At 46.4% G+C, this 22,988-nt stretch carries 22 protein-coding genes; 1 reads left to right on the top strand and 21 read right to left on the bottom strand.

Going from position 1 to position 22,988, the window contains the following annotated elements; genetic code table 11:
* The first annotated feature begins 572 nt into the window (after positions 1–572).
* On the top strand, positions 573–1,946 hold the full coding sequence (locus AC5JLB_RS15370) for a sensor histidine kinase (protein WP_495874703.1): 1,374 nt from the start codon (positions 573–575) through the stop codon (positions 1,944–1,946).
* A gap of 11 nt (positions 1,947–1,957) precedes the next feature.
* On the opposite strand, the gene AC5JLB_RS15365 is transcribed toward AC5JLB_RS15370, so the two are convergent.
* The 21 genes from AC5JLB_RS15365 to AC5JLB_RS15265 form a co-directional block, all read right to left on the bottom strand.
* Positions 1,958–2,659 carry a response regulator transcription factor gene (locus tag AC5JLB_RS15365; RefSeq protein ID WP_495874702.1) on the bottom strand — a complete coding sequence of 234 codons (702 nt, stop codon included), beginning with the start codon at positions 2,657–2,659 and terminating at the stop codon, positions 1,958–1,960.
* Positions 2,660–3,008: 349 nt separating this feature from the next.
* Positions 3,009–4,055 (bottom strand): MraY family glycosyltransferase, encoded by a 1,047-nt coding sequence (locus AC5JLB_RS15360; protein WP_495874701.1) that lies wholly within the window; start codon positions 4,053–4,055, stop codon positions 3,009–3,011.
* Positions 4,056–4,144: 89 nt separating this feature from the next.
* Positions 4,145–5,119 carry a UDP-glucose 4-epimerase family protein gene (locus AC5JLB_RS15355; protein WP_495874700.1) on the bottom strand — a complete coding sequence of 325 codons (975 nt, stop codon included), beginning with the start codon at positions 5,117–5,119 and terminating at the stop codon, positions 4,145–4,147.
* Positions 5,116–5,871, bottom strand: coding sequence for a glycosyltransferase family 2 protein (locus AC5JLB_RS15350; RefSeq protein ID WP_495874699.1), 756 nt, complete (start codon positions 5,869–5,871; stop codon positions 5,116–5,118). Before AC5JLB_RS15350 ends, AC5JLB_RS15355 begins: the two co-directional genes overlap by 4 nt.
* Positions 5,872–5,948: 77 nt before the next feature.
* On the bottom strand, positions 5,949–6,527 hold the full coding sequence (locus tag AC5JLB_RS15345; RefSeq protein ID WP_495874698.1) for a WcaF family extracellular polysaccharide biosynthesis acetyltransferase: 579 nt from the start codon (positions 6,525–6,527) through the stop codon (positions 5,949–5,951).
* Positions 6,528–6,603: 76 nt separating this feature from the next.
* Positions 6,604–7,449, bottom strand: coding sequence for a hypothetical protein (locus AC5JLB_RS15340; RefSeq protein ID WP_495874697.1), 846 nt, complete (start codon positions 7,447–7,449; stop codon positions 6,604–6,606).
* Positions 7,450–7,730: 281 nt separating this feature from the next.
* Positions 7,731–8,312 (bottom strand): YdcF family protein, encoded by a 582-nt coding sequence (locus AC5JLB_RS15335; protein WP_495874696.1) that lies wholly within the window; start codon positions 8,310–8,312, stop codon positions 7,731–7,733.
* A 47-nt stretch (positions 8,313–8,359) separates the two neighbouring features.
* Positions 8,360–9,133, bottom strand: coding sequence for a glycosyltransferase family 2 protein (locus AC5JLB_RS15330; protein ID WP_495874695.1), 774 nt, complete (start codon positions 9,131–9,133; stop codon positions 8,360–8,362).
* Positions 9,096–10,310, bottom strand: a complete 1,215-nt coding sequence (locus AC5JLB_RS15325; RefSeq protein ID WP_495874694.1) for a glycosyltransferase — start codon at positions 10,308–10,310, stop codon at positions 9,096–9,098. The genes AC5JLB_RS15330 and AC5JLB_RS15325 overlap by 38 nt, the downstream gene beginning before the upstream one ends.
* Positions 10,311–10,322: 12 nt before the next feature.
* On the bottom strand, positions 10,323–11,471 hold the full coding sequence (locus AC5JLB_RS15320; protein ID WP_495874693.1) for a glycosyltransferase family 4 protein: 1,149 nt from the start codon (positions 11,469–11,471) through the stop codon (positions 10,323–10,325).
* 69 nt (positions 11,472–11,540) lie between these two features.
* Positions 11,541–12,491 carry an O-antigen ligase family protein gene (locus AC5JLB_RS15315; protein WP_495874692.1) on the bottom strand — a complete coding sequence of 317 codons (951 nt, stop codon included), beginning with the start codon at positions 12,489–12,491 and terminating at the stop codon, positions 11,541–11,543.
* 427 nt (positions 12,492–12,918) lie between these two features.
* Entirely contained in the window at positions 12,919–14,223 is a 1,305-nt protein-coding gene (locus AC5JLB_RS15310; protein WP_495874691.1) for a glycosyltransferase family 4 protein, read from the bottom strand.
* A 78-nt stretch (positions 14,224–14,301) separates the two neighbouring features.
* Positions 14,302–15,387 carry a glycosyltransferase family protein gene (locus tag AC5JLB_RS15305; RefSeq protein ID WP_495874690.1) on the bottom strand — a complete coding sequence of 362 codons (1,086 nt, stop codon included), beginning with the start codon at positions 15,385–15,387 and terminating at the stop codon, positions 14,302–14,304.
* A gap of 159 nt (positions 15,388–15,546) precedes the next feature.
* A complete protein-coding gene (locus AC5JLB_RS15300) occupies positions 15,547–16,731 on the bottom strand; it encodes a glycosyltransferase (protein ID WP_495874689.1) in 1,185 nt (394 codons plus the stop codon).
* 29 nt (positions 16,732–16,760) lie between these two features.
* Positions 16,761–17,618: a glycosyltransferase family 2 protein gene (locus tag AC5JLB_RS15295; RefSeq protein ID WP_495874688.1), complete on the bottom strand. Its 858-nt coding sequence runs from the start codon at positions 17,616–17,618 to the stop codon at positions 16,761–16,763.
* A gap of 98 nt (positions 17,619–17,716) precedes the next feature.
* Positions 17,717–18,937 (bottom strand): glycosyltransferase family 4 protein, encoded by a 1,221-nt coding sequence (locus AC5JLB_RS15290; protein WP_495874687.1) that lies wholly within the window; start codon positions 18,935–18,937, stop codon positions 17,717–17,719.
* Positions 18,909–19,463 (bottom strand): KdsC family phosphatase, encoded by a 555-nt coding sequence (locus AC5JLB_RS15285; protein ID WP_495874686.1) that lies wholly within the window; start codon positions 19,461–19,463, stop codon positions 18,909–18,911. The genes AC5JLB_RS15290 and AC5JLB_RS15285 overlap by 29 nt, the downstream gene beginning before the upstream one ends.
* Positions 19,463–20,290, bottom strand: coding sequence for a 3-deoxy-8-phosphooctulonate synthase (gene kdsA, locus AC5JLB_RS15280; protein WP_495874685.1), 828 nt, complete (start codon positions 20,288–20,290; stop codon positions 19,463–19,465). Before kdsA ends, AC5JLB_RS15285 begins: the two co-directional genes overlap by 1 nt.
* Entirely contained in the window at positions 20,287–21,177 is an 891-nt protein-coding gene (locus AC5JLB_RS15275) for a hypothetical protein (RefSeq protein WP_495874684.1), read from the bottom strand. Before AC5JLB_RS15275 ends, kdsA begins: the two co-directional genes overlap by 4 nt.
* A 5-nt stretch (positions 21,178–21,182) precedes the next feature.
* Positions 21,183–21,911, bottom strand: coding sequence for a 3-deoxy-manno-octulosonate cytidylyltransferase (kdsB, locus tag AC5JLB_RS15270; RefSeq protein WP_495874683.1), 729 nt, complete (start codon positions 21,909–21,911; stop codon positions 21,183–21,185).
* On the bottom strand, positions 21,911–22,897 hold the full coding sequence (locus tag AC5JLB_RS15265; RefSeq protein ID WP_495874682.1) for a KpsF/GutQ family sugar-phosphate isomerase: 987 nt from the start codon (positions 22,895–22,897) through the stop codon (positions 21,911–21,913). The genes kdsB and AC5JLB_RS15265 overlap by 1 nt, the downstream gene beginning before the upstream one ends.
* Positions 22,898–22,988: the final 91 nt, after the last annotated feature.

Raw genomic sequence — 22,988 nt, 5'->3', positions numbered from 1 at the left:
TAAAGTTTAGATAAAAAAGTTCAGTATCCTTAACTTGAACGACGACCATCGCATCTAAGTAGTATGGGCAACGTATCACAACCCTAATTTAGTGGAGCATCTACTGCTAAGGCTATCTAAAACTACACTCCGTCGAGAATCGTTCAATCACTTACTTTTGCCATGTCTCATCATCAATGTAATTACGGATAAGGACAGATCAGTGATCTAGGAACATACGGAACAACAGTTCGGTAAACGACCGTAGAAACCTCCTATAACTAACATTTTTTATAGTGAAATACTTTGGACAGCAGTATATTTGCGGTTATTCTGCGTTCTGCATCTCAGTGTTACATGGAAAAAAGAATGCTGCTGCAATCAGTTGAGGCTCTGTAAGGCAGATGATCAACCTAACAAGGAAAAACCACTTAGTGACATGAAGAAACGATGAAGATGCCCGAATTTATACGGATACAGCGATCGTAGCTAGAAATCATCTGTGTGGTAATTACTGAGTTTCGCTTGAGGGGGTTAGCTCAGTGAGCCTCAATAGTAGAGAGGAGAAATCTAGTAGAGAGGAGAAATCTGCCATGAGATCAACTCAGCAGGCGCTGCGCGTGAGCGGCACTCAAACATTGCCGCATCCATCTCATTCACTGCCATCTTATGATAGTGTTGAATTGCCTAAAGCCACCTCAGTCGATAGCACAACTGCGCTTCGATGGACAGAACCAATTGTACAGTGCGAGGTTTCAGATCACCTCTGTACGGGTCTAGAGCAGTCTTGGTTGGCATCTTTGGTGCACAGCAGCCCTGATCTAATCGGCACGGTTTCGTTTGATGGGCAATGGCTATTTATGAATCAAGCTGGACAAGACCTGCTGGGGCTTCATGGTCTTGAATCAAGCCACAGAATAACACTCGACGAAACGGTAGACGAAACAGATCGAGATCGCTTAGCAGACCTGTTACTGACCGCATTGCAGGACGGGCACTGGCAAGGACACCTGCGCTTTCGACAGGCAGCGACTGAAACGGCGATCGCAACCTCCTCTCAGTGGTTTGTCGTCTGCGATCTCTACACTCACCAACCGCTCTGCTTGGCAACTATCAGTCGAGCCGTTCAGGACTCCGATTGGAACACAGACGGTTTGCTAGAAGACAATCATTCTGCTCTTCATCTGCCTTCTCTAAACACAGAGACACTCACTGAGGCTGAGGCATTAACTGATGAAAAAACGCTGAATCACCTCAAGTCTCAATTCTTGGCAGAAATCTGTCACGAACTGCGATCGCCCCTAACCGTGATCGCCTCATCAGCCGGAATACTGGAAGCAATGAATGATTGCTCGCAGCTTAGCGAGGCAAACTGCTCAGATCGCGCCAAGACACAGAAGCATTTTCAACGCATTCAGAACAAAGTCAGGCAGATGACGCAGCTGATAGACGATATCCTGCTTTTGAGCCGTATTCAGCAAAATCATCCAGCACTACAGCCAGTCACAACAGATATCATCCAAGTTTGTACGGAGTTAATCGAAGAAGTACAACTCAGTACATCGCATGAGATTACTTTTTCACCACGCGATCAAGAACACTTCTATATTCAGAAATTTAATGCTGAAGTAGATATAGTGCTATTACAGCGAATCTTAGTTAACTTACTTTCAAATAGTATTAAATATTCGCCTGGCGGAACTAAAATTTCTATTGATTTATATTGCCAATCAAATAGTCTTTTATTTCAGATTCAAGACCAAGGTATTGGAATTCCACTAGGCGACCAGCAACACTTATTCAATTCGTTTTATCGCGCTAGTAACACAGAAAAAGTCTCTGGAACAGGATTAGGTCTAGCGATCGTGAAAAGATGTGTAGAGATTTACGGCGGCAGCATCAGCTTAATCAGCGAAACCGGAACAGGAACAATGGTTACTGTCAAAATTCCGATTCGCGAGAGTTGATGTGGTTGAACCTATAGCCGACCGCGAAGCTTGAGTTTGCTGCGCAGGATGTTTAGCTTTGAAGGATGCAAGTATTCTTGGAGGCTAGAAACCTCATTTAGCAATGACGTGCCCCGCGCACACTCTTCTTCTAAAATTGCAACATAGCGCTGAAACTGAGCTTCAGACAGGCTTTGTCTCAGCATATATGTTGCAATGCTGATATTGGACACGGGATGCCGCAGTCCTTGAGAGAGCTTCTGCAATAAAACGCCCTTCATCTCAGCTAGTTCTTGGCTCGCTTGAAGGCGCTTCTCAAGAGACTCTACCTCTTGAACTTTCGCTTCGTACTGCTGCGCGAGTCTGGCATGTTTTTCTAGACAGCTATTAACCGCTCGCACTAATTCTTCGTTGGTAAACGGTTTTGTGAGATAGTCATCTGCTCCCAGTTCCATCCCCATTCGCACATCAGCGCGTTCGGATCGACCCGTCAGAAAAATCAACGGGATTGTCGCGGTTGATTGGTCTTGCCGCAACTGATTGAGCAAATCAAAGCCATCTAGCTGAGGCATCATGACATCGCAAATGACCAGATCTGGAGCTTCTTCTCGCGCCAAATCTAGCCCCGTTAAGCTATTACTTGTTGCGATCGCCCGAAAGTTTTGAAGTTCTAAAACTTCTTCAATGTTCTCTAAAATTTCTGCATCATCTTCGATCACCAAGATGCTGTTCATTCGCAATTCCAGGGTAAACTGCATGGCACAGCCCGATCTGCCTGTTCCGGATCACGTTAACTCACAATTTTGTACGATGCCCTGGTAGATGCGTTTCCCTCCTCTGCTTCAGCACCAGTTGCAGTTGAGCAATTGCTACAAGCTAAAGGACGGCGTGATCAAGAGTTGAAGTCAGGATTTCAGGTGTATCTACTGCATTCTACCTAGAAGAGAGCGCTGTTTCAGGCAGCTTCACCGCTTCTTCATGAAACTTGCTTAAGCGGCTCAGAGATTTCACGGATTTAGATAATGACGAAGAGTACAAGTTTCCTACCGCTATCTAACTCCGTAAAATCTAAATTTGACCTACCTAGCCTGCTCGTGTTCCAGCCAAAGAATTTTTGACGAAGGAATACAGAACAGTCCGCATTCGAGTGCCCTGTCGGCGAGTGAGATAGCGCTCCGTTAGGACAAGCGCCACGCTAATCGACGCAAGACTGAGCCATGCGCCAATTGCGCCCCAATAATGCAAGCTTGCTGCGATCGCGCCTGCACTCAAAATATAGCTGGTGGCTACCTGTCCGTGAGACCATCCCGCTTGCTGCAAACGCTGATACAGATGAGAGCGGTGTGGTTTGAAAATGTTCTCTTTGTTCACCAATCGTCGTAACAAGGTGTAGATTGCGTCGGCAATCAACGGTAAGGTAATTGCTAGCGATGTCCAGGCTTGAGCAGCCGACGATCCGGGATGATTGAGCAACGCGATCGCAACGGTCGCGCCTAGAACTGTGCTACCGACATCGCCCATAAAAATTTTAGCGGGCGACCAGTTCCACCAGAGAAAGCCCAAGAGCGCGACGACCAAAATCATAAACAGCGGCTGGTTTAGCTCGATGGCTAAAAATGTAAGCTGCACGGCAGACACTCCAGCCACCAATCCATCCAGCCCATCCATAAAGTTGTAGAAGTTGATCAGTGCTGTCACGCCGACGACAGTCAGCAGAATCGCCGCGATCGCGCCTATCACTCCCAGTGAAGCAAACCAAGGCTGCGGAAATGCGCCAAACCAAAAGACTGCTATTCCAGCCGTTGCCAACTGCACAAGGTAGCGAATACCCGCTGGAACATCGCCGCGATCGTCAAAGATGCCCACAATGACAAGCGGAATCAAAACTGTCCATACTTGTAGCAGATACATCGGTTCTACTATTGTAGAACCTGAGAGCAACATAGCAATGCTGGTGAGCGCAAATGCTGCGACAAATCCTAGTCCGCCACCACGTGGAGTCGGTTGAGTATGAGAACTCCGATGATTAGGAATATCGAGCAAATGGGAACTGAAATACTGCCGAATGACTGATACAAGAAGAAAACTAAGCGTTCCACTCGCAACTAAAAACGCTGGAAGAATATTCATGGCGAAAAAATAGAAACCGATTTCTGAATCAGAAATGCAGTTCTTAATAAACTACTTTGCGAAATGGCTGCACCCAGTTATGAACCTGATCAATGAGTAGTGGAATACCAAGTAGCGGTCGCCTCTAGTCCCTGCTGGAGGCTATAAGGCGGTTGCCATCCAAGGATTCTACGAATACTGCGATCGTCAATGGTGAGAGAACCTAAGAGCCGATCGATTGCGGCAGACTTACGTGTAACTTTTCCGAAAAATCTCAGCGTATCCGGAGAAATTGGTAACAAATGTGCAGAAGAATTGAACGCGATCGCAACATTTCGGATTAACTCTGGAGTCGATACATCGACGCCATCGCTGACCAAAAAAGTGTGCCCTGGTGCCTCTGAATGAACAGTACAGGTGGCGATCGCGTCCACTAAATTACCAACATAGATCAAACTTCGAGCATTATTGACGCCACCCAATGGCAGCGGAATCCCTCGCTTCACCAGTCGCATTAACTGTAGAAAATTAGCTTTCACCCCTGCACCGTAAACGAGCGGCGGTCTGATCACCACCACTTCTAACCCCGTGTCTGCGGCAACCTCTTGCAGCGCACACTCCGCTTCCCATTTGCTGGTTCCATATGGATCTTGAGGCGACGGTTTTGATGACTCGGTGTAAGGCTCAGACTGTCCTTCACCATTAACTTTGATTGAACTGAGATAAACGAAACGCTGCACTCCAGCTTTTGCAGCCGCGATCGCGAGTTCTCTGGTCGCCTCAGTATTAACGTCACGAAAAGCGCTCAATGGATCACTCACAGAATCTTGCATGACATGCACACGAGCCGCTAGATGAACGATGCAATCGACTTGGGATAATACATCTTGTCGGGCTGCAAGGTCGTTCAAGGACTTTGCAACAACGGGTTCAACGTGCGCTGGGAGCAGAGCGGTTTGAGAAGATGCTCTCACGACTCCATGAATTGATGCATGAGACAACTGCGACGATTGCTGCCCATTTCCGAAGGATTTACAAAAGGCAGTGCCAACAAAACCACTGGCTCCTGTGACTAAAAGTTTCATGTGGGTCGATAAACAAGTTGAAAGACTTTAGTAAAATATTTAGAAAGTACCTTTGGCATGTTGGTCTGAATATTGTTTTCAGCACAACCTCGAATAATTTCTCGATTGAGAATCCAGTTGCTCTTTAAATTCGTGGTACTTACGCCTCCCGTCCGCATTTTCACCATCGTTTTTGGCAAGTAGCTGTAAGACAAACGATGCTTGGCCAGAAACCGAGTCAACAATTCGTAGTCAGCCGCAATCTGATAGTCTGTTTTAAACAGCCCATACTGCTCATAGGCCCAGCGTTTGACGAAAAAGGTGGGGTGAGCAGGCATCCAACCATACGCAAATTGGTCAGGATGAAATCTTGCCGAACTGTAATACCGAACAACTCTATCGAGATCGCTAGAGGTGACGTACACTAAGTCACCAAATACCGAATTGGCTCCAGTCTGCTCAAATTGCCGAACAACGCTAGAAATAACAGTTGTATCAGCGTAAAAATCATCGGAGTTAAGAATACCAATAATATCGCCTGATGCGAGACGAAGCCCTTTGTTCATCGCATCGTAAATGCCGCGATCGCGCTCTGAAACCACCTTAGCAATTTTGCCAGTATAGGTGTTGATAATACTTAGCGTCTTGTCAGTCGAAGCGCCATCAATAATGATATGTTCAATATCAGGATGATCCTGCAATAAAACAGACTGAATCGTATCTTCAATAGTCTGTTCACCATTGAAAACTACGGTAATAATTGAAACTTTCATAGAAATTTTTGGACTAATGATTTCATGTCTAACGTGTTGAAACGTCTGTCACCATGCTTTCGGAATTGCGGCCTACGCTAATCGCGTGCGTTAGCCTCTTCCATCATCTCTCGTTTTTTAATCGCGATCGCAGGATTGCCACTGTAGATCATCATTGGATCTAGCGATCGCATTGCCACACCACCCAAGCAAAGAATTGCTCCCGAACCAATTTTCACGCCCGGGGCCACCACTGCCTTTGCGGCTATCCAGCTTCCTGCTTCAAGATAGATGGAGCTAGGCTTGAGCGCAAATTGTGGATCGCTCCAGTCGTGATTGCCAGTGCAAAAGTAAACGCCTTGAGAAACGCAAACGTGATCTTCAAGCGTAATGGGAGCGACGTTATCAAACCAAACACCTTCACCAATCCAGCAGTGATTTCCAATGCTCAAGCGCCACGGAAATTTAACCTTAACCTCTGGCTTAATCCGGACTCCTTGCCCGATACTGGCTCCAAACGACCGCAGTACCCACACTTTGAGGGCTGAGATAGGAATCAAGCGACTCCTAACGAATTGATCTCCGATGAAGAACCAGAGAAGCTGTTTCCAGATGGATGCGCCGGGGGTATAATCTCCGATCGTATATTGGTCAAGACGAATGAAGTTGAAGCTCACAGTGCTTTAGAACAAGGGTTAAACTTAGTGATTGAACTTGGCGGTTGAACTTAGGGGTTGAACTTGGGGGTTGAACTTAAAGAGCAGCCTTGAACTTGGCGGTTTCCTGCCACCAAGCTTGTTTAGTATCTAAGATGTTTGTTCTAGGGTTGTCGTGTCCAGCCCAATCCCATAGAACTAAGCCATTGGCTCCGCGATCGCGGACGGTTTGTAACTGGGTTCGCCAGTAGTCTCCTTCAACAAATTGATTGCGACGCTCACGGTTGCTGTTGTGATACCGGCACCAGAGAAACGGGTAAACGGGTTTACCAAACTGCTGTGCTTCTTCGATGTTTGCACTCGCGTAAGTTACCCATCCGGGAACATCTTCGTAAAAGGTATAGAGGGAGGGTGTGAGAAAATCAGAAGCGTCGGCGATCGGTTTAAGGAATTGGTTTGCAGCCCTCCAGCTTGGGCGTCCGCCGGGAAGGTTTCGCACGGGTGTCCAGTAGTCGCGAATCGGCGGGATGCTATAGACGCTAAGTTTAAGCGATGGAGCCGCTTCGCGCATCCATTGAATGACTTGGACAAGCTTATCAACGCTTTCTTGCACCTCAGCTTTTGGGTCTTTGTCGATGTTGGTCTTCCAATGCTCGATGTCGATCGCAAAATGCGAAAACTTCTCTGCGGCGTCACGGGCAGTTTTTTGGCAAGCTTCTCGATTGGGCTGAGATCGATCGTTGTTTTTCCAAAATCCACTCCCATCGATTCGCATGGGCGTCAGTCCGACATCAGGCTTTTGATCGTAGATGAGACCGTCGAAGATCGTAAAAGAGGCGGCTCGTCGAACAGGGAGAGACTCGACCTTCTGACAGGCACTCGGAAGAAGGGCAGTTCCACCCAGAAGCGTGAGAAACTGTCTACGGTTCCAAAGGTTTGGCATTTGAGAAGATCTCCTATCTTGGACTTAGTGAATTGTGGAGTCGAAAATAAAGCTGAATTCTTCCCCTGTTCTAGAGACTTTCAACGTAGGTCTCCATGACGGCTCAACCCCTGTTGCAATAGCAATAACGCGCAAAACTGCACCTCGGCTCAATTGCCCAAAATGAGGAAACATTTGCATGAATGCAGAGATTCTAAGTAAAGAGAACCACTCCGTGAATCTAAGCATTTTGTGCGCGCTAAGCTTGTGCTGAGAGCGATTGAGTGGGCTGTCGCTGCAGCCTAATTTGGATGGGCTGATTTGAAAAATGTCGATCGATATCGCAGACTCGCGCCAGTTCGCCCTGTCATCAGCCACATCGCAGAACGTCCCACATCTCGCAGAACGCGCAGTTTCGACTCTTGGCGATGCTGACCAGACACTTCAATTGGGGTAAAAGCAATCCCCTGACTGCCAAATACAAAAGTTGCGATCGCTTCTGCCCGGCGCATGTGATAGTCAGAAGTCACAATATACACATGCTGAATACCGCGCCGCTTAAAGTCTGGAACAACGGTTGTAAAATTTGTTACTGTATCTGTCGCACGCGGATCGAAATACAGACGCGACTTTGGAATGCCAGCCGCCTCAAAAATGCGAACGGCATCAGGCGAACCTGCAGAGACCCAGATATTGAGCGATGGATGCTTTTGAGCGAGTTTCACCGCGTATGCTTCACGATCAGAACTTCCCCCTAAAATCAGAATCATTTCGGGGTTGGGGGATTGTTGCCGCGCGATCGCAAGCTGAGCTGGAATATAACCCAAGCTCAACACAATAAGACTGGAGGTGATGCACCGAAGCAGCCGGACGCGAGTAAACACGGTAAGAAATGAACACTGGTAGAATCCCTGGTGTTAGTTTAGCCCGTTTAGCTCTTTTGCGAACCCCATTCCGCCTGAATTAAGTGAATTGATAAGAGAATTTCAGCTAAGACTCGCTGAAAGGTGTAGTACCAACCTGCCCACCCATCCAAGATTCCACCTTTAAGGATTAGACAATAGAACAAGATCACGAATGGTGCGAGGATTTTCGTTTTGCGAATGCGATCGCCCAGGCTCAACTCGCGTTTTGGCGTTGCCAACAGCTTTTTTACTTCTAACACCATGTAGCGATCTTGCGCCCAGAGCCAGCGGCTCAGCGCTTTCCGATCGTCATGATAAATACAAGAATTCAGCATTGCTGCTTTGCCAGAGACCTGCAGCCGTTGCGTATGTCCATCATCGATATAAGTGGATTTCTGGCAGCGAAACAGAGCTTGCCGAGGTGGTAATAGCGTGCCGCGCAGAGGTTTGCCAAACACACAGTATTTAAAGGGAATGTAGTATCCGTCAACGTCTGTTTCCAACGGCAATGCTTTAATTTCAGAGACAAGATCATCGGTGACAACATAATCTGCATCTAGTGACAGTGCCCATTCCGTTTGAACATGCGACAGCCCAAAATTCCACTGGTTAGCGTGCGTATCAAACCGCCGTTGGAAAATTTCGACTTGTGGATAAGCGCGGAGAATATCGAGCGTTTCATCGGTGCTATAGCTGTCGATCACCACAATTCGGCTTGCCCACGTCAGGTGTTGAAGCACCCGATCGAGATTTGGAGCTTCATTAAACGTGAGAATTAGCGGTGTGATGTTTATCAGCATAAGTCGTAGGCTTGAGAACTGCTTGATAGGTTTCGGCTAATGTCGCCGCAATTTGATCCCAGGTGTAATGCTCGAAGATAAACCGACGAGCGCGATCGCCGACGGCTCTCGCAATGTCAGGAGATTCTAAACAGTATCGAATCGTCTCTCTGATCTCGTTTGTGTCTAAGGCAGGCACGTAACCAAGTTGCTGCTCTTCAAGGACAGAGGCAAGAGCAACACCAGGTGTCAAAATTGTCGTCAGCCCTGCTGCCATTGCTTCTAGCACAACCATTCCAAAATTCTCAGAACAAGAAGTGAGGGCAAAGAAGTCTGATCCTTGAAGCAACAGATCCTTAAATTCCCCGGTTACAAAGCCAGGGCGATAGGTGCGCGTTTGAATTCCAGCTTTGTTTAGCAACAGGTCTACTTCCTGTTCATATTCTGGAGTTCCATTTCCTGCTAACACAAAAGTAAATGGCAGATTAGCCAGTTGTCCTAGTGCCGGAACGAGGTACTCTAAGCCTTTCTTGTGATGTAGCCGAGACATAAATAGAATAATTGGCTGCTCTTCTGGTAGCTTGAGTTGCTTGCGTAGTCGTACACGAGCATCAGGAATTGGATCAGCAACAGAAACTCCAAGCGGCAAGACAACACTGGGAACATTTAGTGCCAATTGCTTCATCTCCCGTTCTTCCATCACAGAAGTCAACTGCAAAAATCGGCTTTGTCGAATATTGTCCCGCTCAATGAGCGATAGGTAGAGTTGTTTTTTTAGTTTGCTTTGCTGAAGCGACCAGTTGCATAGTAATCCATGTGGTTGATGAATATAGGGAACTCGCTTTAGTCGCGCGATCGTCATCGCGATCGTCGATGGATACGAGAACAGTGCATGAACATGAACTAAGTCGTACTCAGCAATATGTTTCCACAACCAAGCTGTGAGTGCCTTGGAAAAGGCAAATTCGCGGATGGCAGACTGAGGTGGAGAAAAGCGGGGGAAAAACCAGGTTGGAATGTGCTGGTACTCAACCTTTTGCTCCAGTGGAACATCCAACAGTGCTTCTCCATCATCATTTGTAGTGGCAAGTTCCACATCGGCTCCTTGCAACCTTAAAGCTTGTAGTAATCCCAAAACTGCTTGGCTTGTGCCTCCCCGAGATAATCCAACAGAAGGGATGACATGAAGAATTTTCATACAAGTAATTTTTTATACAATCAAATTAGGCTGAGCTTCGCTTAACGCAACCCTTACAGCTTGACTCAAGCCTTGAGCAAAGTGAGCAGGCGAAAATTTTTGAATATGACTTAACGCTGCTGTCCCCATTGCTTCAGCATCTACCATCTCTGAACTCATCTTGACCATCAATCCAGTCATCTGTTCGATATTATCGGGATCAAATCCCCAACCATTTATCCCTTCAATCACTAGATCTTCAAAACATCCACAGCGATTCGATACCAGCACAGGTAGTCCCGCTGCCATTGCCTCATTGACTACCAATCCCCACTGCTCTTGAGTACTAGCATGAACAAAACAACCCGCGTGAGCAAAATATGGTAGTAGTTCGTCCTGCTGAAGGAAGCCTGGTAAATGAATGCGATCGCTTAAACCCAGTTCCGCAATTTGCTGCTCAAGCTGAGGGCGAAGCTGACCATCACCGCACAAGACCAGATCCCAAGCTTGTGAACCCGCTTGCTGACTATAAGCAGCATAAGCAGAAATAAGATTTGACAGATTTTTTTTAGGAATAAAGCGATTGATGGACAGAAAGAAGGGTCGAGCAATTGGTGGTGGTAGCGATCGAATCTTAGACGGGTGAAAGGCGTCATTGCCTACCACGTTATACCCCACTACAATTTGCTCCGGCAGCATTCCCAGCTTAGTGAGGTAGCGTTTTTGAGGGTTTCCGCCCACCAATGCGGCTTGGAACTGTTTAAGGATTGTTCGCTTAACCTGCTCTTGCCACCACCGTCGTGGAGCATCATCTTCTTTGGTCGCTGAAAATAGAATTCTGGCTTTTCCCGTCCATGCTCCCCACATTAGCGCCATCAGCATAGACGGGCGAAAGTACCCCATAATGGCGATCGCATCCGGTTGAACCCGCTCCAACGTTTTAATCAGGGATTGACCTAACTTAATAGGATTGACCGCTTCAAGCTGTTGATTTTCAGTGATCGTAATAAACGGGTAGGGAAGATGCTCAACGCTAGTCCTCCACTCGTAGTCTGCTTCCGCTCGCGCGAGTTCGATTGCCGTTACCTGCCAATTTAAGTCTTGGCAAAGTTGATGCATCGCATTGAGACGCGCCAGATGATAGGGACCGTAATTTGTGAATAGCAGAGCAATGTGAGTCATAATTTCTATCTATGCGTCAACCGCGATCGTTGACTTCAACGAGTCTGTTTCGATTTAGTCTCCTGGCGCTCAACTAGAACTGATGTTGGCTCGAATCTCACGTTTACTCAACCGAACAAAAGCAATAATCACGCCAATAGAACACACAGGAAGGTAACTCCGATAGGGATCACCGTGAAACGAAAACATACAAAGCGCTTGAATAAAAAAGACAATGCTAAAGCCTGTCATCATGGCATAGTCGCTCCTCAGAAATCGCTGAGGGCCTAGAAAAGATTTTCTTGGATCAATCTGCATCGCGTTTGCCACGACCGTCTTGAAAAGCTGATAGGCCAAATAGAGAAGCGGCAACGTAAACGCTAAAGTACCAAACATCCCAAACTCGGTCGCAACTTGCAGAAAAGCATTGTGGGCAGAGCCACTAGAGTACAACCCATTCCCCCAAACCGGGTTTTTTAAGAACGTCTCCCACGCCTGTTGATATATCGCTTGTCTTCCTTGAATCGACATATCTCCACTTCCTCCATCTGCTACTCGAAAAAGAATATCGATTCTACCGATTCCCTTCTCGATCGCAGTAGAAATCAGAGATGGCTTATCTGAAGGTTTTCCGGGTGACATCAGTGCCATCACCGGATCTAAAGTCAGCAAGCCAAACAAGAAGATTCCAGCCACTAAAGTTAAATTTGAGAAAAATCTGGATGAGGTTTTGTTAGAACTCAGCAGAATGAAAAGAACATAGACGCCAAGAAGAAATCCACTCGCCAACATCGATAGCGTTGCGCTGCGGGTTCCAGACAAAGTGCAAACAAACAATCCAGGAACACCCACTAGAAGCCAAATCGCCTTTCCAGATGTTTTTCCAGTGATCCACAAAATCAAACTGGAGAGAAACGCAAAGGCTCCGGTGTATCCAACCAGAATAGGATTGCTAGATGCACCTGCGGCTAATCGCTCACCGTTATTCACTAAAGCTGCACTTCCAGTACTAACCTGAACGAAGAGAATGAGCGATGTCACTGAGGCGGCTACATTAGCTGCATAGCAAAAAACTTTAAACTGATTGAAGGTAAGACTTCTGATCAATGTTAAAGCAAGCCAGTAAACACAAAAGTAAATCGCTAAGTTTGCTGGAAATATCGCAGTTGGAGAAGGAAAGATCAAGTCGTAAACAAACATCGCTACAAAAGCGATATATAGCGCATCAACAATTCCAATCCGGAATAGTTTTCGTTTTGATTGTTTATCGGTGATTATAAGTATAAGAGGAATAGAAATAAGAGCAACTTGAAAAATACCTGTCAAGATGCTGGAGCTAACTCCAATCAGACTTGTAAGAGTAAAATAAAGGGTCAAGCCATGCGCATATACACCCAGTAGTATGGCCGCCCATTTTGATTTTTGTTTCATAACTTGCTAGTGAGCCATAGGGAACGATAACGCCGCCTCAGATATGAGCTTGGTTCGGCAATTGGCCAGTCAGGGTTTTAACAAGGGTTTTAACAAAATTTTCAGCTAAGTTTTGATTTACAAATTGCTCCATCTTCTGACGATCGCAGCTTTCATTTACTCCATCAAGCGCCTCTAGAATGGCTTGCGCGATCGCACTCGGATTCGTAGAATCGATCGCGAGTCCGAGACAATAGCGTTTTACGAGTTCACCCATTAACCCAAAATCTGAAGAGATAACAGGCTTTTGCGCCGCTGCTGCCGCTAAAAGAATGCCACTCATGCCCACGTGCCGTTGATAGGTTGCGAGAACAACATCAGCAATGTGATAGTAAAGCGCAACATCAGACTCTGGAACAAAGTCATCCTGAACAACAATTTGAATAGGTCGTGACTGTGAGACTTCTAGGATGAGTGACTGAATTTTGGACTTTTGGGATGGCTGGATCGAACCTACTAACAATAAACAAATTTTTTGGCACGAATCCGGATCTAACTGTTGAATTGCGTCTAGAACTTGGAAAATTCCTTTTCGGCCCGACAACATACCAAACATGAGAAAGATTTGCCGAGCGTTGTCAATCTTCAGCGTCTCCTTAAGTTTAATGGCCTGTCCTGAATTTATCTTCTCTGGAGTGATTGGATCGGGTAAACAAAGGACCTGCGTTTTGGAAGTGAATTTAGCAATATGAGAAACTGCAAAGGGATCAAGGCTAAATAAACACTTTAGGTTAGATCTTTGTAACACTAACGCTAATAGCACTTTCTGCCGCCAGCGACGGATTAAATCTTTCCAGGTTGAACGATAACCAAAGAACGTGGTGTAATGAAATGTGGGTCTGAAGTAAATGCCGGAAACAGGACAAGGAGCCTTTCTTCCAAACAAGATTGGCAGTTGTAGATGATCAAAATACATTAGCAATGCTTGGCTTGCATTTAGCTCACCAGCATATCTACAAAACAAGTTCCATTCAGTAAAAACTTTGGCCGTGAACGATACTTGAGCTTTTAGGTGGATAAAGTCTTCTTCAGAAATTGGAAAGAACTGGACGTTGGGTTGACCATGTTCAGATGCAAAATTGATCAGATCAGGATGGAATTCTAGAAACTCAGGAGTGACAACACAGGTTAGTGAATCTGGGCATTGAGTGCTGCACCAATACTCTACAAGATGGCGAATGTAGGCGGCGTGGTGCCCTTGAGAGAGAAGATCGAATACAAGTAGAGTAGTACGGAGATTCTCACTTCTTGGAGCCTCATTGAGCAAATTGGGCTTTGTAGAGTGCGAATTTAACGTGGTCATCGGTTCCGGCAAAGCTTTTGGGTTTAAGAGTAGTCGTTAGAGAACAAAGCAAGTTGAGGACAGACCTGTAGAACGCTTCTACAGAAATTGCCGAATGCATTCCACAAATCGTTTCTCTGCTGCAACAGGGTGATTTAACATTTTTGGCATTGGTAATGATTGGCTCATCCAATCTGCAAGCTCAATCCAACTTTCATAGCGGTAAACTCCTGAATACTCAGAAGTACTTCTACAAGCATTGGTATTTGCAACCACCGGAACTCCACTGATCAGTAGTTCAGGAATTCGAGTGAGCGCACCAGAAGTTGGTTTCTGGTGTATCAACGCAGCTTGAGTACCAATTAATAACTCATCAAGCTTTTCATTGGTAATGGCACCGTGGATTGTATAGGTTTTGCCGTCGCAATACTCCGCTAGTCGCTCGGTTCCGTAGCCTGCAATATCTACATAAAAATCTAACGTTTTTTCAACTTCTCGCAACCGTTCTAATTGCTCAATCATACCGTTTCGAGTCGGTGGGTTGTTGGCGTTGCCAAGAATCAGGAACCCGCGTTTTGTAGAAGTTGCTCTTGCTTCACGGACTTTCAATAAGCGTTGCAGAACAGCTTCTGGCGGATAATACGGTAAAAAATAGGCGTTGGCTCCTTTGATTCTTAATAACCATTCTTCTTCGCGAGAAATGCAGAAGACTGTATCTGCTTTTACAAGAGCACGAACCTCTGTTTCAAACCCCGCGAAAAAGGCTCCTTGATCTAGCACAAGAGATTCTAGGTTGTGAGGCAAGGCAATCACTTTAAACCCGTTATCTGCCGCAACATAAGGGGCTACATAATTTTTTGTAGCTTCCCACAGCAGGAGTTTGATTCCGTTATGCTGTCGCAATTTGGATTGATAAAGCTGCCGTTGAAAACCGCAAAACGCTAATGCAACCGTGGAGTAACCCACTTTTAACCGATGTTTTGTAATGAATTGAAGTGTGGTGGGATTGAGAATAGCGCTGACGCCTGCTAAGTAGCGGCTAAAGCGGGTGGTGAGCAGGGTTCGATCGAAGGGAGAACTATTAATACTCGCCTTCTTAATCAGTTCAGCAATTTGTGCTGTGCGATGATCACCGCCATGTCCGTTGGGATCAGTTGTAAAAAAGGTGTCAACTAGGATATTCATTTAGAGTTCAATTCAGCTTCAATTTTCGCTCTTCTAAGTTCTCTGGCATAAACTGCATATCACTTGAACTCAGGTAAAAGTACTTGCTACAAATGTCGGATTTGCTGGAGTTAAGTTTCATAATACAGATCGCGATCGCTAACAGATTCTCTACGAATATCAAGCCGTTTGAAGAGATTTTTCTAACACTGAGTTGTAACTCTGAAGATGTTGATCGAACACGGACGGCAGAGAGAGATTCTGACTTAGAAATAACACTTTAGAATCATTAAATTCGCTGCGTAGAGGAATCAAATTTTGAATCGCTGTTGTTAACGCCTCAACTGTGTAGGAATCAAAGGTTTTAATTGCACCAGGCTTTAGCTCGTTGTATTCTGCGACTTGAGGAATGTTAGAGGCGAGAATCGGACGTGCCGCCGAAATCCAGGTTGAGAGTGAACCAGAAGCAGAAGTTTGCTGGAATGGGCAGACCGCCAAATCGGTCGCGACTAAATACTGTTCCAACTCCGACTCCGATAGATAACCTGTGACCCGAATGCGATCGCGCACTCCCTCCTTCTCCGCCAGTGCCATTAAATCCTGATAAAACGCTTCATGGCCTGAACTGACGCCTCCAGCAAAGACAACTTTAACGGTAGGCGGCAACTGCGCCAACGCCTGGACTAACAGTTGGTGCCCTTTCCCACTGTAAATAAATCCTAGCAATGTGATTACTGCATCGTCTGCTAACCCTAACGCTTGACGCGCCTCCGCCCGACTAATTTGAATTGCTCTTGTTTCCACAAAATGCGGAATCACCCGAACTGTTTGCATCGAGACGCGATCGCTCAGTCGACGAGCTTCTTCTTGAGTACAAACAAAGGCAAGGCGCGATCGCGCCATCACTTTTTGCAGTGCTAAAGTATGGGGCGACAGTCGATCTCTTAAAGCTGCTTTTACTAAGTCTCGCAATGTAATCGAACCAGACGCTTTAGAAAAATATTGTTGAGCGAGGGCCGCGCTCGATGGTGGATAAAAAATATCGTGCAACGTGACGACTAAGGGGCAAGTGCAGTGCCGCATGAAGGTATCGAGATAGCCTAACTGAGACCAGCCATCGCCCCAAATTAAGCGATTGTATTGGAGGTGAACAATCTCGGCTGACCTGAGCGTTTGAGCAGCGCGAATTAGGGAGGCGTGATTCGCTTGGCGAAGCTCCGAAGGATTGCCCTTTCGTTCCGTCAAAACGACCTCTGCTTCGATCATAGAAAGAGATGATCTCCGCCGTGCTTCGGTTGCCAATAGACGTCCATAGCGAGCAATGCCATGCTCAGCAGAGCCGATGTGTAAGTAGCCGATTTGCATCCTGTGCTGCCTCAAATCATGAACTAGCGCTAGGCTTGCGAGAACTTGGGTAAAACGCGCCATACTCGACCAGCACTCCGCTTTGCCCACTTGGTCAACTTTATGGGTGTGTTGAGAAAGAAGTAGAGCATAGCAATTTGAAGTTGCGAAAGGAGAGGAAGCTGATTTCGGTAAGTTCTCAGCAGCACTTCTGCTCGACGAGAGCCTTCACCTGTTCGCCAATCCATAACCGTCTTGGTTCCCTCAATTTCACGATAGTTTCCCCAAGTTTGATCAACATGCTTTGTGTGGGCAACTTGGACGGCTCTAAAAATGAAATCAATATCCATCGCATAGTGTTCATCTAATTTGTAGAGGCCAATTTCTTGATGTAAACACTTGTGATAGAAGTAAGCAGACGGATTGATAGGAGGAGGATTCACGTCGCCCCCAAGTAATAAATCTGCTAGTTTAAGCTTCGCTGGGCGATTAAATTTCTTTAACTCGCCCGCATCATTCCAAATATTACAATTTCCTGCAACAAAGCTAGGTTTTGGTAGCAATCGAAAGATATCTACAACACGATTGAGAACATTTGGTTCATAGTAATCATCAACATTGAGGAAACTTACAATTTCTCCCTTTGCGTTTGATATTCCCTTATTCATCGCATCAGATTGCCCCTGATCTTTTTCTGAGATCCAGCGAATGTGAGGGTAACGTTCAGCATACTGTTGAACAATCTCAATTGTTCTATCACTAGACTTGCCATCAATAATGAGATGTTCTGCTTCTAAACAGTGTTGCTCAATCACATTTTGAAGGCAAGATTCAATAAATTTCTCTCCGTTATAAACCGGAGTAATAATGCTAAGTGCGATCGCATGAGACAACGGTTCAGCGTCCATTTAGAATTGGTGTCTTAAAGTAACTACGGCCTTGAAGGCTTGGTTCAGAATTGTAATTGGGCAAGATTTCAGTTCATACAAGCTCGGATCGGAATGAACTAGTTCTGCAAGATTTGATCATACAAATCGGCATAACGACTGGCTTGGAGGTGCAGAGGATATTCCTCCAGCGCGATCGCACGGCAATTTTTTCCCAGTTGCTCTCGAAGCACGTCATCGTCTAACAGTTTCACAATGCCGCTGCTGAGGTCGGCAGCGTCTTCTGGCTCGGCTAAATATCCGGTCACTCCAGGTCGCACCAAATCGGGAACTCCTCCAATCTTGAAGGAAATCATTGGGGTTCCACAGGCCATACTCTCTTGCAGCACAAGCGGTAGATTATCAGCGCGGGTCGGAAACACAAATACGTCAGCCGCCGAATATGCGATCGCTTTGAGGCGATCGCTGCTAATGTAGCCTAGGCTTAACGTAGGAATCCTGATCGCGGTTGCAAGTTCAGTGTTAGTTTCTCCAAAGGTGAGCAGTAGCGTTTCTGCTTTTAGCGATTCTGGCAAATCTCGCAAGGCGTTTAACAAAATGTCTCCGCCTTTGCGCGTTTCCTGAAGACTTTGAGCGCCAAATAGAATCACCTTCTTGTCTCGCGGAATCTCCAGCACGGCGCGACAGAGATCCTGCTCAACAGGCTGGTAGACATCAACATCAATCCCGTAAGGAATGCAGTGAATTGGAAATCGATTCAGCATGCTCGATTGAGCTTGCTCAGCTAACCACTGACTGGGTGCAACAATAGTTAGATTCGAGTGCTTATAAGTTCGTTCTTTGAGCTTCCATTCCCAGGAGGTGCTATCTCGTCGAATGGCAGGATACGTATCAGGATAAGGACAGTGACCACAGCCTATTTTCCAGCGATCGCAGTCGTAACTATAGGCGCAGTGTCCGGTAAAGCTCCACATATCATGAAGCGTAAATACTGCTGGTTTGGTTGCGGTTAGCGCCGCGATCGCTAAATAGTTGAAGTAGCCTGTGTGTAAGTTGTGCAAGTTGAGAATATCAGCTTGCTCATAGAACGGGTGTTGAGCCAACTTGGAAGTTGAAAGAAGATGAACATGATTCAAGCCAAAGCGCTGCGTCAGCCGCTTCAGCCTCATTTCCGAAGAAGACGCAGGATAAACTTTAGCCACTTGATCGCTCGTACTTACCGCACGACCTACAAGTAATCGAGAATCAATCCCGCGACCTAATAATCCTTGATGCAGACGATAGCCTGCGATCGCAGCACCTCCAGACGTATCAGATTGATTGATATGGAGAACCCGCATAGAGATGAGTGGTAGAGGACAACGGATAGTGCTTGGCAATTAGATCACAGATTTCTCGGACAGCCCCTTGACCGCCAGATTTCTGAGTTACATAGACTGCAACGGCTTGATTTTCGGGCATTGCATCAGCAACGGCAATCGGAACGCCAACGCTATTCATTGCTGGAATATCAACGAGGTCGTCTCCCATATAGGCAACCTGATCAGGAGACACATTTAACGTTTCGCACAGTTGATTCAGCGCAACCAACTTATCTGGAACACGAATATAAACGTGATTAATTCCTAGCCGCTTCGCACGATGCAGAGTGGCTGGAGACGACCCAGCCGAAAAAATCGCCACTTCAACCCCGCAGTTCATCACACGCTGAATGCCCAAGCCATCTTTGACGTTGAATTTTTTCAGTTCCTCGCCCGTTTCGGTGTAGTACAGCCCCCCATCGGTGAGAACGCCATCCACATCAAGCGCGAGTAACCGAACCTCGGCTAATCGTGCTTCAAATTCTGCCTGAGAAAGTGCTGCCATTAGTCAGAACCCGCCAAACTATCTCGGACTCGTAGAATTGGCTTTAATACGGCTTCTAGCTGCGCCAACGGGATCATGTTGGGTCCATCGCTTGGGGCATTGTCAGGGTCTTCGTGAACCTCCATAAACAAGGCATCGATTCCGACAGCTGCCGCTGCTTTCGCCAAGTACGGAACAAAGTGCCGCTGTCCACCCGATTTGTCGCCTTGGCCTCCTGGCATTTGAACACTGTGCGTGGCATCAAACACGATCGGATAGCCAAACTCACGCATTTGCGGCAGCGATCGGAAGTCCACCACCAGCGCGTTATACCCAAAACTCGTGCCCCGCTCGGTCAACAGAATGTTTCTAGCGCCACTTGTTTCGAGTTTGCGAACCACATTTTTCATGTCCCAAGGCGCTAGAAATTGTCCCTTCTTGACATTTACGGTGCGCCCCGTTTCCGCCGCCGCCATTAGTAAATCGGTTTGCCGACAGAGAAATGCGGGAATTTGTAGGATATCTACGACTTCCGCTGCGATCGCAGCTTGAGAACTTTCGTGAATGTCAGTGAGAACGGGAACACCAATCTTGTCTTTTACTTTCTGAAGAATCTCTAAGCCATCGTCGATCGGCTGTCCGCGAAAGGAGTTAATCGAGGTGCGATTGGCTTTGTCAAACGAGGATTTGAAAATGAATGGAATGGACAAGCGATCGCAAACTTGACGAATTTGGTCTGCCATCTTCAGCGTGAAGTCTTCCGACTCGATCACGCAAGGCCCGCCGATCAAGGCTAGAGGGTGACCATCGCCAATGTGCAAAGTTTGTGTAACTTGGATAGAAGTCATAGTTTGATGAGGTTTAGTTTCCACAACAGTCTAATCTTAATCTTGTGGTAGATAATCTGAAGCGGGTTGCCCGTGAAATAGCGATGAATATGCCGTTTTGAATCGCCTTGAAAATGGAGAGAATTAAACTTGATCAATCGATTTAATTCAAGATTTTTGCAGAACGGCTGCTGATTCATCCACTGAATCTTCTTTAAGCTATTCTGCATTTCAAAACCACCGCTTGCAGAATCAATTTTGAGATCAAAAACCGAGTCGTCCAGAATTTGAGATGTTGAGCAAATGTTATCGCCATTAATTTGATAGAACCGTCGCAGCAAGCTCATATCAGAAATACCGCCTATTTGCATCACCGAATGACCTTTTCGCTGCTCTTCGCGCTCTTTCTGCTGCTGTTCAATAATTGCAAACAGATCTGGATCAGAGTAGGTATCCATGATTAGCTTGCAGAACTTACGAATTCCGCTAAGGCGGATAAACGAATTATGACCACAGCCTTGGTTTTGAATGGTAAATTCGCAGTCCTCAAACTTCGTCGATTCTTTGGTCATATCCGCATAGAGCATCAAATCCGAATCGATATGAACTGCTCTTTCAATGTGGTTTTTCTCCATAAACTCTTTGAGAATAAACCATCTTTGAAAGCAAGTTAGCTCATACTTGTATGGGTTGGGACTTCTATGTTTATCTTGATAAAACTCCTCAAATTTCTGCGCTTCTTCAAAATAGTCTGACGTATTTCGATGAGTGACAAAACTGATGATCGAGTTGCTTGAATCTCCTAATAGAATAATTTCCGATCTTGGATTAGTTGCCTTTGCTTGTGCTAGGACGTGAAGCAAATATGGAACATATCCATGGTGGATTGTAATGATTGGAATTGCCATTTTTACTAATGAACTGCTAATGCTTTTGCAGCATCAAGATCTTCAGACGTATTGACTTCCAAAACCATTTTTTCTGAGTAGCAAACTCGAATCTTAAAGCCATGCTCTAACACTCGCAATTGCTCCAACGCTTCGCATTGCTCAAATGGGGTTGAAGCGAGTTGAGCATAGTTCGCGAGGAAATCCCGACGGAAGGCGTACAATCCCAAATGGTGATGTACTGGAACCGTTCCCGGATTGCGAAAATAAGGAATCGGAGACCGAGAAAAATACAGCGCGTGATGATTGCGATCGCATAACACTTTCACCACGTTGGGATCGGTATAGCCCGCTTCCTGATTCAGTGGGCAAGCCAGCGTTGTCATCTCTGGCGTCTCGCCCTCAATGTAAGGCTGCACCAATCGCATCAACATCTCTGACGTGACAAACGGCTGATCGCCTTGAACATTCACAACCACATCCATATCTGGATAGCGATGTGCCACTTCTGCAACACGATCGGTTCCAGTTTCATGGGCGCTTGACGTCATTTCTACCCGACCGCCAAATCTTCGCACACAGGTGGCAACCTCCTCGCTATCAGTGGCCACAACTACATTCGCAAAGGCTGGACATTGAATCGCCGCATCATAGACCCATTGCACCATTGGTCGATTACCAATGTTAAGCAACACTTTTCCTGGCAGTCGCTGAGAACCATAGCGCGCCGGGATCACCGCCAAAATCTTCACCATTACAATCCACTCCGCACAATATCATGCAACCGAATTAAGCCTAAACACCGCTGCTCATCATCCACCACAGGCAGCACCGAAATCTGCGAAGACCGCTCTTCCATGAGCTTCAAGGCATCGTAAGCCAGTGCTTCAGCAGTGACCAGAACTGGGTTTGGCGTCATCACTTGCGCCGCCGTTAATGTGGCTAATTCGGCCAATTCTAACTTTTGAATCCAGCGTCGCAAATCGCCATCCGTAATCAACCCCAGCAGATAACCTTTGTCATTGACAATATTGACCGCGCCGAGTCCCCCTTGGCTGATTGCACCTAATACTTCTAGCCAAGAGGCATCGGGAGTCAGAGTGGGGCTTTCTAGGTGCAGCAAATCTTTCACAGTGAGCGTCAGGCGTTTACCTAGCCTGCCTGCGGGATGGTTGAAGGCGAATTCTTCGGGGGTGATTTGCTTCAACTGCATCAAACTCATCGCTAGCGCATCCCCGATCGCTAACGCCACCGTGGTACTTGTTGTGGGCGCTAGATTTAATGGACAGGCTTCGCGATCGACCGACGCATCGAGCGCGATCGTCGCTTGTTGAGCCAGGGTCGAATTCAAGTTTCCTAAAATCGCGATCGTTGGCACGTTCCGATGCTTGAGATGCGGCATCATTTGGATCAACTCATCCGTCTCACCACTGTTGCTTAAAATCAGTCCGACATCGGCAGAATTGACAATCCCCAAATCTCCGTGTAGCGCATCGCAAGGATGTAAAAACACCGCGATTGTACCGATACTATTCAAGGTTGCCGCGATTTTTTGAGCCACAATCCCTGACTTCCCAACACCGGATAGCACGACTTTTCCGCGACAGGTTAGAAGTAAATTAACTGCGTAATCTACCGCTTCGGGGTCAAGTTGCTGAGCAGTTCTTGCGATCGCATCTGCTTCGAGTTGCAGCAGCGATCGGACATGAGACCAATGAAGCTCTGCTGGAATCAGTTGCATGATTGGAGCCTTCAGAAAAGAACAGGTTGAAGAAATTAAGTTAGAAAATCTTTGTATGCAAAATTAAGCAGGCACACGTCATCTGTCAAAG

It is taken from the genome of Myxacorys chilensis (genome assembly GCF_059505265.1).
The sequence above is the reverse complement of the archived record's forward strand: the minus strand, read 5'-3'. Positions and strand labels throughout refer to the sequence as shown.